Below are 13,398 nucleotides of genomic sequence, written 5' to 3'. Positions count from 1 at the left end.
AGGAATACTTCATGTTTCTGATTCCTAGTCGATCTTTTAACGTTCGTCATTAGACAGTTTTTGAAAAAGTCAAACGATCAATCAGCCCATGATAGAAAGAAATCAATAGAAAAAATAACTTGCATAGTAAAGAAAAAAAGTAAGCTCCGTAAAACAATCGACTAAACGATTCGTTCCATGAAGCTTACTTTTTTAACCTGATCCGACTCGAAGTATACAGCTCGTTGACAAGAAGATTCACCTGATTTCTAAAAGTTTTTTAGAAGATTTTTATTTTGCCATAATGACCTTTACTAACGATAGAACTCCTTCATTTGTCCTCATACAGCTATTTATGAATACTTCTTGCAATACGCTTTATTTTTTATAATTCACACTAATTTTATTCACTTTTGAAAACATATCTAAATCTACTTCAATCAGTCCATCATGAACTAATTTCCGCTGATTGACATCAGAATTAGCAGTCTTATATATATCAAGATTTACAAATCCTTTTTGATTACTTCCGTCGACATAGTAGCCAACATATTCACTGTCTTTAGGTATAGTAAAAAGAATAGTCATTTTCTTGTCTTTGAGAGTAATATCTTTGATATCTTCTTTGTTAAAGAGCGCTACATCTTCTGAATGGGCGTTTTCAACTGCATTCAAGACAATCGTCGGTTGATTAGAAAATGAAAAAAATAAAATTGACATGACTAAAACACTCGAACACAGTGCTACTACAAAAAACAATTTTCCTCGCTTTTTTTTCTGATTCACCTCAATTTCTTTAGTAGTATCAATCATCGTGTCAGTCATAGTAGAATTTTCCAATAGTTCGTCTAAAGACACACCTAAGCTTGTCGATATTTCCACTAGTGTATGTATGTCTGGGTAATTTCTGCCGATTTCCCAATTAGAAATAGCTGAACGACTAACATTTAATCTCTTTGCCAATTCTTCCTGTGTAATTCCTGCTTGATGCCTTTTTTCTTTTAATATTTTACCAAAATCCACAACATCGCCTCCTTATTCTATCTCTCATTATAACCATTTCATAAAAGAACTTAAAAGCGAATTATTGAAACGAATCGATATATTTCTTATTATTCGATGTCACAATCTGTGACACCTTGTAAAACAAGGATTCTTGCTATTGAAAATGTGAAACAAAACACTTATTATCAAGAGGTGAACGTTCACTAAAAAATAACAAAAAGGAGTACTTATGAAAAAATTATTTATGTTCTCTACTATTTTCTTATTATTTGGTTTGTCCATTCCACAACAGTCAGTAGATGCAGATCAATTAAGTGTTGAAGCCACAAATACAGAATCAAGTTTAATCAACTTGACCCCTTCGTTGGTCAGAGGAGCCAATGTGCCAACGGCAAACTGGAACGTAGCTTCGTCAGGACGTTGTTCAATATCTGGCACTTATAGTGGCAAATATTATTTATATTCTAACTACAATATATTAGGAAAAAATACGTATAATTATTCCTTCCACAATCAAGGTCGCGGAACCTTAGAAATTCGAATGAGAAATTCTGCCAATCATGCCGTCTTAAAAACACACTTCGTTCCAGCTGGCTCTACGATTTCTAGTACTCTTAGTATGACAGATCAAAGTTCAAGATTTTATTACGAATTTTATAGTACTGTTGATTATACTTTTAGCGGATACGTCCAATAAAATAAAAAATTCTTCCCCAAGTTAAATACTTTGACAACGCTTACCGACGAGCGCATGATAGAGGAAAATTAAAAAGGAGCTGTAGCAAGATGAACACAATGGTTTTTGTCAATTTCCCTGTGCAAGATGTTGGTCGCTCGGTCGAATTCTATACAAAATTAGGATTCAAACAAAATAAAGAATTTTCGACTGAAGAAGCAAGCGCGATGGTTTGGGATGACACATTTTGGGTGATGCTCTTGACACATGACTTTTACAAAAAATTCTTAAAAGACAAAGAAATCGCTGACACAAAAAAAATGAGCGGTGCACTGATTGCTTTTAGTTTAGCAAATGCTGCTGAAGTCAAACGTTTTGGTGAAATTGCAAAAGAAAATGGTGGTAGCTACCATACAGTCGATATGGGAATACCGGAAGAAGAAATGTATTCTCTTGAAGTACAAGATCCTGATGGAAATACATTGGAACCAATGTGGATGAAAATATAATCAAAAAAGAAGACTTTCCAACATATAGTTATTGGAGAGTCTTCTTTTATTTTATCTGATCCATTTGATTTCATTCAATGGGTAATACACAAATCTCGCTTTTCCTAAAATTTCATCTCTAGATATTGTTCCAAATGAACGACTATCTTTTGACACACGGCGATTATCCCCCAAAACAAAATAGCTATCTTCAGGTAATTCTGTATATCCTGTCAACTCTTCCAAGGTAAAATCGGTAGTATAAGGTGCATTTTCGTGGTCCGAACGGATATTTTTACTTAAATAAGGTTCTTCGATTAGTTGGTCGTTGATTTTTAGTTGATCCTTTTCATAACTAATGGTTTCTCCCGGTAAACCAATGACTCTTTTGATATAGATGGTTCCATCTGAAAGTTGGAAAACGACCACATCAAATCGTCTGATTTCAGAGAATTTTTCCATAACGACCATATCCCCTTGTTTAAGGACATTCTCCATCGAGTTCCCTTCCACTGGTACTGGGATCAATATAAATCCTCGTAAAATAAATGCAATCACTATGGAACAAAGTAAAAATTTAATAAATAACCAAAAACGGTCAATATAAAGCTGCTTTTTTGTCAAAGCCCATCAATCCATCCCTCGTAAAATCTTAACCTATTACCCTCATTATATAGAATAACTACAGAAAAAGCGAATGGTTCAATGATCATTTACAGATAGGTGCGAAAAAAGACGGACAAACGTACTATGTTTTAGAAATAATTGAATAGTCCAAAATCACTCGACCAAATAGGGCTATTCAAAAATATTGCCAAAGCAGTACTTGTCTCGTCTTTTTTTAAGTCATACTCTTCATACCAGATCCCATTGATCAGGTGAGATGATTATTCTCTAAATAATGATCCCAAGCCGTATCAAAGATATCCATAGAGGGCAAATAATCAACATTCATTTCTAAATAATCAGAAATTTCTTCATAACTTGTACTATGTTTCGGAAACTGGATATCTTTTCCAGCTTCGGTTGCAAAAGTTGATAACGCATCAGAAGATTTCCCTCCACGAAGAGTCATCAGATAGTGATAGAAGCTGCGATTCATTGATTTCCCTCCCAATTGGCAGCAATAAATGCTGCACGACGCGCATGATTACGCTCAAAGTTCTCAGGATTTTTTTTGTAGTAATCTTGATGCTCATCTTCTGCTAAATAAAAGGTCTCCGCTGGCTCGATCGTCGTAACGATAGGATCAATAAAGCGACCACTTGCTGCAAGTTGTTGTTTGCTTTTTTCAGCTTTTTGACGTTGTTCTTCTGTAGTATAAAAAATCACAGGTCGGTAATTATCGCCTCGATCTTCAAATTGACCAAAAGCGTCTGTAGGGTCCGTTTGTTGCCAATAAAGCTCAAGTAATGCTTCGTATGAGATCAATTCAGGATCATACAAGATTTCTACTGCTTCAGTATGTCCTGTTGTTTTGGCCTTCACTTGTTCGTACGTTGGATTTGGTACATGCCCACCAGTATAACCGGACATGATCGTATGGATGCCTGGTAATGTATCAAAAGGCTGGATCATACACCAAAAACATCCTCCTGCAAATATTGCTCGTTCCATCATTGATTCCTCCCTTACTCTCGAGATATCACTTAATTAGTACTAGATTCGGTCGTTTCTTCCGTCGTTGAGGAATCTTTTGGTAAATACAAACTAAAGCGAATATCGTCGTTGACTAAATCAATTTTGTCCGCTTTGATGTACATTCCATTTTGCATACGGAATTGATCTAATCGTAACATGATCGTTAAATCCTCTGTATTGATCTCGATCCATTCAGGTAGTTTGTAATTTCGCTTGATCATATTCATCACATCTCTGATCGGCAGATTCAATGTACCGATCGATAGACTTTTTGCTTTTAACTGAACATTGCCATTTTCCATTACATACGGATCAAAATACAAGTAAAAGTCGATAGGGAATCCTAACACTTCAAACGTACCATTAAGCAATGCTTCATTTTCTAAATAAAATTTATACTTGATATCTTGTCCTTCTTGGAAATCTGTCAAGAAAAAGCTGATCAGTTGGTTGACTTTTTCTTTTTGAGTATTGATCGTCAATACCGGGTCGCCTTGTCTTTCTGTAATCGCTGGTACTTCTGGCAAATCAGGTTCACGATTGGCGAATATCCGCGTACCTAAGAAAATCGTCGAACCAATGATCAGGCCTAATAAAATCAGAAAGGCGTATTTCCAATAGTTATGCCTTTTGTTTTTTTCAACTGTTGAACTTCGTTTATCCATCCTTGTTTCCCTCCTTAACCAGCCATTTTTCATGCGTTTCGATCAATTGATCTCTCACAGCATTAGCCATCAATTGATAGCCTAAGTTATTAGGATGAAAATGATCTTCTTCATATAACACATTATTTTTCGTCCCGTTCGAACTATCACTAGAAGTTGACTGATCAGAAGCTTCAGTAATTCCGACCTCTTGATTTAATCCTTGGTACAATAGATCATTGATCGGGATAAAATAGCTATTTTCTGCTTCATTTACTACTTGCTGTGTTCCTTCATTCCAGTTATCCACAATCGTTTGCATATCTGTGATCTCAGGGAAGTTCAAATAAAATGGATTGTAGATCCCTAAAATATAGATAGGTACCTCTTTATTTAACCCTCGTATCTCTTCAATGATTGCTTGGACATTTTCTTGATAATTCTTGATTGGTTTATTGAATGAACGAATACTGATACCAAAAAGATTATTTTGGATCACTTTCATTAAATCATTCCCACCAACAGTCAATGTAATAATGTCTGCAGTTTCGATATTCTTTTGGATTTCTTCATTTTTTTTCAATCTTTTTAATATTTGATCACTTCGTTCGCCATTTACACCGTAGTTTTCAATTTCAATGGCTATCAAACCATATCTGTCTTTTATGTCATTTGCGACTAACGGAACAAAACCACCTTGTTTCGTCTGGTCGCCTACTCCTTCAGTTAATGAATCGCCAATTGCTACATAGTGTAACTTTTCTTTTTGATTGCTTTCAGAAGTAACCGACGCTGCCGGTTTTAACAAAGGCTGTGCTTTCGGCACACTCAAAGAGAGTCCGACAAAGAGAAAAACTGCAGTGAATAAAGGGATCAAAACAATCAACCACTGTTGTTTCATTCGTTTCATTGTTTCACCTCTAGACCATGATTGTTTCTTATATTACCAAAATTCCGATTAAAAAAATAGCCCTTTTCTGAAAAAAAGAAAGAGGCTGTTTCTCATCTGCTAAAGGAAGTGGAGCATCTCAAAATGTCTTTTCCTCCTCACTTCCTTACGCTAGTAGCACTTGAACGAATAAAAAGACAGATCACAAAGAACACGTCTATTGGTCTTCACATGATCTGTCTTTCTATTTCTTATTTGACATTCATCAATCGGTATAATACATGATTGCAAAAGCATTTTCCCCTGTATGGGTAGCAATCACTGGATTTGTATGCAATACTGGGATGTCCATATCGGGAAACAATTGTTTCAAGCCTTCTTCAAACTCTCGAGCAAGCTCTGTCGCACCTGCATGTGAGATACCGATCTGGCGAACGTTCGGTAGAGCCTTCAATTCTTTCTTCAAGCTATCGAACCACTTGTCGAAAGTCTTTTTCCCACGACCTTTTGTCACAGGAATCAGCTCTGAGTGAGCGAAGTTCATCACCACACGAATGTTCAACATACTTGATAGTAAACCAGTTGCACGACTGATTCTTCCACCTTTTACTAAGTTATCCAATGTGGAGATACCGATATAAAGTTTTGTATTATTTTTGATCTTCTCGATTTCAGCAAGGATCTCTTCTGCTGATTTACCTTCTTTGGCCATTTCAGCCGCACGAATCACTTGGAAAGATAAACCTTGGTCAGTCGTATCACTATCAATGACTGTGACGTTTGTTTTCGTTAGGTTGCTTGCTTGTCTTGCAGCTTCAACCGTTCCACTTAACCCTTTCGTCATATGGATGGAAATCACTTCACTACCATCTTGGCCTAATTCATCATACGTTGAAATGAATTCGCCGATCGGCGGTTGACTTGTTTTAGGTAATGCTTTTGATTTAGCCATCATTTCCATGAATTTCTCTCCGCCTAGTTGATCGTCATCAGGATATACAACGCCATCGATCATAATTGATAATGGCATAACATGAATATTCAAATGATCTCGTACTGCTTTTTCCATTGTACAAGAAGAATCTGTTACTATTTTTACGTTTGTCATTATTTCACACTCTTTCTTTCACAAAGTGCCTAGCATTTTTCAGGCAGGTCCACTTTCAGTATACCAAAGAACTTCTGTTTTTTCATCAAATTCAGTTATAAACAAGTTTAAAATAAATTGTTTGTTATGATAACATGATTCTATTCAGTTTTCTTTATCTGCTCTACTTTTTTTGATGGAACGACAAAATAAGCGGAAGAAACCTGAATGATAAAAAAATCCATTTCGGTTTCTTCCGCTTTAAATCTATAGGTTCAACGAGACATTATATCTCTTCGGTTGTATGTTCTTCTTTACGTTTATACGTCTCAAACTGATGTGCATAACTATTTTTTTCATCTATTTCTCCCGGACTGATATTGATCAATGACCATGCTTGCCAGTCTACAGCAGGAAAATACGTATCTCCTTCGAAAGAATGATGGATCACCGTACGATACAAAATCGTGCAGTAAGGTAAAAATTCTTCATAGATTGCTGACCCTCCAGCAACAAATAAAATTCCATCTGCTTCTTTTTCATACGCTAATACTTCATTGACATCATGCATCACTAGTACGCCCTCGGCTGTAAACTCACGGTCTCTTGTCAAAACAATCGTTTTACGATTAGGTAGTGGCTTACCGCCCATCCCCATAAATGTTTTTCGTCCCATGATCAATACATTCGCTTCAGTCATTTGCTTAAAAAATTTCAAATCATTCGGCAAATGCCAAGGAAGTCTATCTTCTTTTCCGATCAGGCCATTTTCATCTTGTGCCCAGATTGCAGCGAACATTTTCTCATCCTTTCTTAGACCGCGATAGGTGCCTTTATTGAAGGATGCGGCTCATATCCTTCAACTTTGATATCATCCATTTCAAAATCAAACACAGAGTTTTTTTCTGTATTCAATACTAGCTTCGGAAATGGACGAACTTCACGAGACAATTGTTCTTTCATTTGCTCTACGTGATTGGAGTAAAGATGCGCATCGCCTAAAGTATGGATAAATTCACCAACTTCCAATCCAGTTTCATGTGCAATCAGATGTGTCAATAAAGCATAGCTAGCAATATTGAATGGGACACCTAAAAACACGTCAGCACTTCTTTGATACAGCTGACAACTTAGTTTATTGTCATTTACATAGAATTGAAACATCGTGTGGCAAGGAGGTAACGCCATACTTGGCACATCTTCTGGATTCCATGCTGAGACGATCAGTCGTCTTGAATCAGGTGTCTGCTTGATAGCTTCGATCACTTCTTTGATTTGATCGATGAAACTACCTTCTTTGGTTTCCCAATGACGCCATTGATAGCCATAAATATGACCAAGATCTCCATGTTTTTCTGCAAATTCTTCATCTGCCACTATCTTTTCACAGAATTTCTTGCTTTCTTCTTGATAGACTTTATTGAATTCTGGATCAGTCAAACTACGATGTCCGAAATCTGTCATATCCGGTCCTTGATAGTCCTCACTTTTGATATACCGTTCAAATGCCCATTCATCCCAAATATGGTTATTATTTTGTAAAAGATAACGGATATTCGTATCTCCTTTTAAAAACCATAATAATTCGCTTTTGATCAAACCAAAAGGTACACGTTTTGTCGTCAATAACGGAAAGCCTTTTTGCAGGTCAAATCGCATTTGATAACCGAATAAACTAAATGTTCCTGTTCCCGTTCGATCACCTTTTACATGTCCTTCAGATAACAACTTTTTCCCTAGATCAAGATATGCTTGCTCCATCTTTTCCCTCCTAATTATCTGCCCATTCACTTAAATATTCCCAACGTGACATTTTTTCTTCCAGCAGTTCCTCAGTTGTGGTTACTTCTTTTTGTAATTCTTGCAATCGTGTGAAATCATCCCCTTGATGGTTCATCTCCTCTTGCAATTCATCCAAACGATTCTCTAGTTCAGCAATCTCATCTTCGATTGTTGCCCATTCTTTCTGTTCCATATAAGAAAGCTTTTTCTTTGGCTCAGATTTTTTTTCTTCTATCTTAGCTTTGACTTTTTCTGGTTGAATCTGTTGATCTTCTTTGCGTTTGGCTAAATAGCTAGACATATCGCCATAATAAAGCTCTTGTTTGCCATCTCCTAGAAAAACTAACAGTTTATCAACTACCTTATCTAAGAAATAACGGTCATGAGAAACGGTGATCACCGCTCCAGGGAATGTCCGGAAATAATCTTCCAAGATCGTTAAAGTAGCGATATCTAAGTCATTGGTTGGCTCATCTAGCAATAGAACATTGGGTTGCTGGATCAACAATTTGAGTAGATATAAACGACGCTTTTCCCCACCAGATAGTTTACGGATCAGTGTTCCGTGCATAAATCTAGGAAACAAGAACCGCTCCAAAAGTTCAGCGACACCGATTTGCGTTCCATCCGCCGTTTGGACTTCTTCTGCCGCTTCTTGCAGATAAGCAATCATTCGTTTGTCCGGAGACATTTTTTCATTTTCCTGTGTATAGTAAGCTAATCGAACAGTTTCGCCAATCGTATAGATGCCACTATCTAAGGATAATTTCCCTGCTAAGATATTTAACAACGTTGACTTTCCAGCACCGTTCTCTCCAGTGATTCCTAGACGCTCTCTTGATTGGATCAATAGATCCAAGTGTTGGAGCAAAGGTTTTCCTTCAATCGAATACGAACCATCCTTGATCTCGATCACTTTTTTACCTAAACGTTGTGTCGCGATATTTAGTTCGATATCCGTATCATGATTGACTTGATATACGTTTTCTTTTAAATCTTCAAAGCGATTGATACGTGCTTGCTGTTTCGTCCCACGAGCTTGTACTCCCGCTCGCATCCAAGAAAGCTCCTGCTTATACAGGCGTTTACGCTTTTCTTCTTGTTCGACTTCGACACGATCTCGCTCGGCTTTTTCAATTAGATAAGCTTCATAATTGCCTTTATATTCATAAAGATTCCCAAAGGCAAGTTCAAAGATCCGATTCGTGACACGATCTAAGAAATAACGATCATGGGTCACCATCAATAAGGCACCCCGATATTGTTTCAAGTAAGATTCCAACCATTCGATCGCTGCATAATCTAAGTGGTTTGTCGGTTCATCAAGTAATAAAAGATCAGGTTCATCGATCAAAACTTGTGCTAAGCTCACACGTTTTTTTTGTCCACCCGAAAGCTCACCGATTTTCTTTTCTAGTTGGCTGATCCCTAATTTTTGCAAAATGATCTTGGCATTTGTATCCGTCGTCCAAGCGTCCTCTTTATTCATTCGCTCTTCTGCCAATGCGTAGCGTTTTTGGACTGCTTCATCATCGCCATTTTCAGCTAATGCAATCAAGGCTTCTTCATAGAGTCGTACAGTCTGGATCAATGGACTATTCCCTTGAAAAACAGCTTGTAAGACCGTATCATTTTCTGAAAATGAATCGGTTTGTGATAAATAACCGATACGGTAATCATTCGGATAAAAAACTGTCTGCTGATCACCATCTCCACTGTCAAGTCCAGCAATGATATTCAAAAGACTTGTTTTACCAGTTCCATTAGTACCAATCAAACCGATGCGATCATGTTCATGGATCAAAAAGGAGATCTGATTAAATAATTCTTTTTCTCCATATGTTTTTTTGAGGTCAGTTATTTTTAGCTCTTTCACCAGTACTCCCCCCTTATCTTGGATATTGTAACATAAAACAATTGTTTAAAAGATAGTTTTTTTCGAATATTCTTTTTTTTTAGGTAGCATTGCAGATACGTATTCTCTCATTTCATATAACTGAATATCCAGGATTCACAAACCTGACTTCCAGGATAAACTTAATTATTAAGGTTAAACGACTTCTGTCACAACACCATAAAAAAAGAGGAGCTGTGCTTTGTCACAACTTCCTCTTTTGGTCTTGTTTCAATTGAAATTTCTTTGCTTTCGCTTGGAAAGCAAAGCGAAATGAAAAGCGATCTGTCGGCTGATTCATTGTATAGGACTCCAACAGGTTGATATTTCTTCTGTATTGATTTGCAGAAAAAGTCGTGATTGCTTCTGCTACTTCATATTCATCAATGACTTTTCTTTCTAAATAATAACCTCTTAGCATTTTTTTCGTAAATAAACGATCTTGCTGGATCATCCAAGAGGAAATCAGATTACCACTCATCATCCGAATCCCTTGAGCTTTGCGTTGTTCAATGAAGAATCCAATCATCGATTCATCATAAACATCCGTTAGATTCTCCAAACTTTCAATGATCAACTGAGTATTCTTTTGATACGTCTCTCGAATTTCTTGAATATCTTTCTCAGAAATCATGGTTTGGCGATCACTTTGCCGTCGTTGCCAAAACATTTTTGGATGGAGAATGATCCGCATCAGTCGACGTACTACGATGAACCAAAAACCAATGAATGATAAAATTTGACTTGTGATCGACTGTTCAAAGTTAGCCAGGAATCTTGAATAAAAACGATAGCCATTAGAAGACAGCTTCCCAGAACGATATCTTTCATCCAAGCCATCTCGCTCAATCGATAAAATCAACGCTTGGATTTCTTGGACTTCTTGCTTTTCATCGCCACTCAAATCAGATAAATAGAGCTCACTGATTCTTTCTTGGTAAGTCTCAATCACCGCTTCTATCGCTAAATAAGCTTTTGATCCTGGTTCTTCCGCTTCTTTTTCTAAGCGCAGTGTTTCAATCACTTCTTCCAAGATCATCAAAGCTTTTAAATCAGTTGTCGCTGCTTCTTCTGTTTCAGTCAACATTGGCAATACAATGATCCCGATAATCAACGTGACTAGAATAACACCTGCGGTCAAAAACAGGAGTAATGAACGCTGATTGAATGCCATTTGGTTGATCGTGAATGGTAAAATAAAAATAGTCGCTAAACTGACGGTTCCTTTTACGCCTCCAAAGGTTAAGATCAACACTTCATTCAGTTGTTTCTTAAGACTTTGGAAACCGCCCTTGAATATATAAAACAAGCTGATTGAAACGAAGCGAATGACGAACAGCATGATCGAAATCAATAAGATAATCATTAGCAACAAACTATTCGGATATAAACCGTCACCCCAAACAGGTGTAAAGACTTGTGTCAGTTCGATTCCTAAAAATATAAATACCAGTGCATTCAATGTGAAGGCAATCGTTGTCCATGTACTATTCGACAAAGTTGACAACTCCGCATCAAAGACTGAGATTTTTTTAAATCCTGAGGCTTGTAATACCCCTGCAACCACAGCTGCAATAATTCCTGAAACATGAAAGACTTCGGCTAAAACATATGCTAAGAAAGGCAACAACAATTCAATCAACAAGTAGCCTGTCACGTCACGTGCCGACGCTTTCTCAATCAGACCAATAATTTTTCTTTTCATCCAGACAAGTAAAAAGCCGACGACTGCCCCGCCAATACTTGATAAAATCAATGTAACGCCTGCGTTGACCGCAGAAAACGTTCCAGTGATCAAAGCGGCTAAGGCAAATTGGAAGGCTGTAACGCCAGATGCATCATTCAGTAACCCTTCACCTTCCAAAATATGCATGGCTTTTTTCGGAATGTTCACACGATTGGACAGCGAACTGACTGCCACCGCATCTGTCGGACCTAGTGCTGCACCAAAAGCGAAACACGCGGCTAAAGGGACACTTGGTAACAGAAACGATAACGTTGCTCCGACGCCAATCAAAGTCAATATCACCCCACCAAAAGCGAGAAACAATATCGTATCGAAATTTTTCAAAATCGAGGCGATATCCGCTTTTTCTCCTTCTCTAAAAAGCAAAGGGGCAATGATCATCACTAAAAATAATTCAGGTTCAAAATTGATGGATTCACCCCATTCGGTCAATCCTAAAATCACGCCAAGAAATATTTGGATCAGTGGTGCAGGGATCATCGGCAAGATACGACTTGCTATGTTGGATAGCGTGATCGTGACTGCAAAAACAATCACTAACTCTGCAAATTCCATGCTTGATCCCCTTTATTTTTTATTTTGTGCAAGAACTTTCAAATATTGCTCTTTTTTCTTTAATATTTTGTTTTCAACAACTTCCGCTTGGGTCACTCGACCATCTAACTCACATTGCACACGTTTTGATTCTAAACGGAGCAATTCGTGTTTCAATCGTCCCAATTGACGATACATCAAGATATTTCTTTTACGCAACTTACATAAGATTTGACGACGATCTTCCATTGAAAAAGTACCATAGTGTTCAACCAGTCGTTTCTTTTGTTCTTCAAAACTCTCTCTCATTTTCAAGATCTCCTATATTCAAACTGCACCAATTATAGCAAAAAGTTCTAAGAATGCAACTAAAACCTTTTTACTTTTACAGTGAAGTGTTTGTTTCAATCCCAGAAACTCATTCTAGTCCAATCACTATAAAATATCAACTGGAATCATAAAATAAAGACAAAAGAAAAACACATGCAAAACCTATTCAAAAGTTTTGCATGTGCTATTTTTTTAACGTCATTCGATCTTATTCGAAATATTCGCCATAAACATCGTCAACACGTTGTTCTGGGTTGATCACAATGTATAAGTTACCAGTTTTTTCACTGATTTTTGTTGATTGATATTGATTATCTAATCCCTCTGTTCCTTTGTCCAAGTAAGGGAAGTATACTAGATCAGGTGTACCATTGCGATACAAGATTTCCATACGTTCAATATCTTCATATTTCAAAGCACGATTGAACATACCCATTTCCAAACCACCTAGATTGATATCATGAGTAGCTACTGAATCTCCTTCATGGAAGATCTCGATTTTAAAACCGGCACATGGATGGATCTCGATAAATTCGCTTCCATTGATACGACCAAAACTTGTTGTGATTTGTTTGATCCAAAGGTCGCCGATGTGACGACGATTGATCGTCCATGTTTCGCCGTTACGGAAATAAAATTTTAGCGCTGTCATTTCTTTGCTCATTAAAAAAATCTCCTTTTTTGACGCATTATATTCTGTTT

The 13,398-nt window shown here is 37.1% G+C and carries 15 protein-coding genes; 2 read left to right on the top strand and 13 right to left on the bottom strand.

Annotated features, from left to right (window positions below; all coding sequences use genetic code 11):
- Positions 1-357 precede the first annotated feature (357 nt).
- Complete coding sequence (locus tag EM4838_RS05165) at positions 358-1,002, bottom strand: helix-turn-helix domain-containing protein (RefSeq protein WP_071866389.1); 645 nt, start codon at positions 1,000-1,002, stop codon at positions 358-360.
- Between the two features lie 211 nt (positions 1,003-1,213).
- On the opposite strand from EM4838_RS05165, the gene EM4838_RS05160 reads away from it, so the two are divergent.
- Positions 1,214-1,681, top strand: a complete 468-nt coding sequence (locus EM4838_RS05160; protein ID WP_071866388.1) for a hypothetical protein — start codon at positions 1,214-1,216, stop codon at positions 1,679-1,681.
- An 89-nt stretch (positions 1,682-1,770) separates the two neighbouring features.
- The gene (locus EM4838_RS05155; RefSeq protein ID WP_071866387.1) at positions 1,771-2,169 is read left to right on the top strand and encodes a VOC family protein; all 399 of its coding nucleotides are present in this window, start codon (positions 1,771-1,773) and stop codon (positions 2,167-2,169) included.
- A 51-nt stretch (positions 2,170-2,220) separates the two neighbouring features.
- Here the strand turns inward: EM4838_RS05155 and lepB are convergent, their stop codons facing one another.
- The 12 genes from lepB to EM4838_RS05095 all read right to left on the bottom strand — a co-directional run bounded on the left by lepB (position 2,221) and on the right by EM4838_RS05095 (position 13,360).
- A complete protein-coding gene (lepB, locus tag EM4838_RS05150) occupies positions 2,221-2,772 on the bottom strand; it encodes a signal peptidase I (RefSeq protein WP_071866386.1) in 552 nt (183 codons plus the stop codon).
- A gap of 250 nt (positions 2,773-3,022) precedes the next feature.
- Positions 3,023-3,250: a YozE family protein gene (locus EM4838_RS05145; protein WP_071866385.1), complete on the bottom strand. Its 228-nt coding sequence runs from the start codon at positions 3,248-3,250 to the stop codon at positions 3,023-3,025.
- Positions 3,247-3,765 carry a peptide-methionine (S)-S-oxide reductase MsrA gene (msrA, locus tag EM4838_RS05140; protein ID WP_071866384.1) on the bottom strand — a complete coding sequence of 173 codons (519 nt, stop codon included), beginning with the start codon at positions 3,763-3,765 and terminating at the stop codon, positions 3,247-3,249. The genes EM4838_RS05145 and msrA overlap by 4 nt, the downstream gene beginning before the upstream one ends.
- 32 nt (positions 3,766-3,797) lie before the next feature.
- Positions 3,798-4,454 carry a YpmS family protein gene (locus EM4838_RS05135; protein WP_071866383.1) on the bottom strand — a complete coding sequence of 219 codons (657 nt, stop codon included), beginning with the start codon at positions 4,452-4,454 and terminating at the stop codon, positions 3,798-3,800.
- Positions 4,447-5,343: an SGNH/GDSL hydrolase family protein gene (locus tag EM4838_RS05130; protein WP_071866382.1), complete on the bottom strand. Its 897-nt coding sequence runs from the start codon at positions 5,341-5,343 to the stop codon at positions 4,447-4,449. Before EM4838_RS05130 ends, EM4838_RS05135 begins: the two co-directional genes overlap by 8 nt.
- Positions 5,344-5,587: 244 nt before the next feature.
- Positions 5,588-6,430, bottom strand: a complete 843-nt coding sequence (locus EM4838_RS05125) for a DegV family protein (RefSeq protein WP_071866381.1) — start codon at positions 6,428-6,430, stop codon at positions 5,588-5,590.
- 265 nt (positions 6,431-6,695) lie between these two features.
- Positions 6,696-7,208: a dihydrofolate reductase gene (locus EM4838_RS05120; RefSeq protein ID WP_062805396.1), complete on the bottom strand. Its 513-nt coding sequence runs from the start codon at positions 7,206-7,208 to the stop codon at positions 6,696-6,698.
- 14 nt (positions 7,209-7,222) lie between these two features.
- On the bottom strand, positions 7,223-8,170 hold the full coding sequence (locus EM4838_RS05115) for a thymidylate synthase (protein ID WP_071866380.1): 948 nt from the start codon (positions 8,168-8,170) through the stop codon (positions 7,223-7,225).
- Positions 8,171-8,180: 10 nt separating this feature from the next.
- Positions 8,181-10,067 (bottom strand): ABC-F family ATP-binding cassette domain-containing protein, encoded by a 1,887-nt coding sequence (locus EM4838_RS05110; protein WP_071866379.1) that lies wholly within the window; start codon positions 10,065-10,067, stop codon positions 8,181-8,183.
- A gap of 223 nt (positions 10,068-10,290) precedes the next feature.
- A complete protein-coding gene (locus EM4838_RS05105; RefSeq protein ID WP_071866378.1) occupies positions 10,291-12,387 on the bottom strand; it encodes a cation:proton antiporter in 2,097 nt (698 codons plus the stop codon).
- Between the two features lie 12 nt (positions 12,388-12,399).
- Positions 12,400-12,675 carry a hypothetical protein gene (locus EM4838_RS05100; RefSeq protein ID WP_071866377.1) on the bottom strand — a complete coding sequence of 92 codons (276 nt, stop codon included), beginning with the start codon at positions 12,673-12,675 and terminating at the stop codon, positions 12,400-12,402.
- 229 nt (positions 12,676-12,904) lie between these two features.
- The gene (locus tag EM4838_RS05095; protein ID WP_010735761.1) at positions 12,905-13,360 is read right to left on the bottom strand and encodes a hypothetical protein; all 456 of its coding nucleotides are present in this window, start codon (positions 13,358-13,360) and stop codon (positions 12,905-12,907) included.
- Positions 13,361-13,398 lie beyond the last annotated feature (38 nt).

It is taken from the genome of Enterococcus mundtii (assembly GCF_002813755.1).
Lineage (GTDB): Bacteria > Bacillota > Bacilli > Lactobacillales > Enterococcaceae > Enterococcus_B > Enterococcus_B mundtii.
Note: the sequence above shows the minus strand (reverse complement) of the source record. Positions and strands in the feature narration are given on the sequence as shown.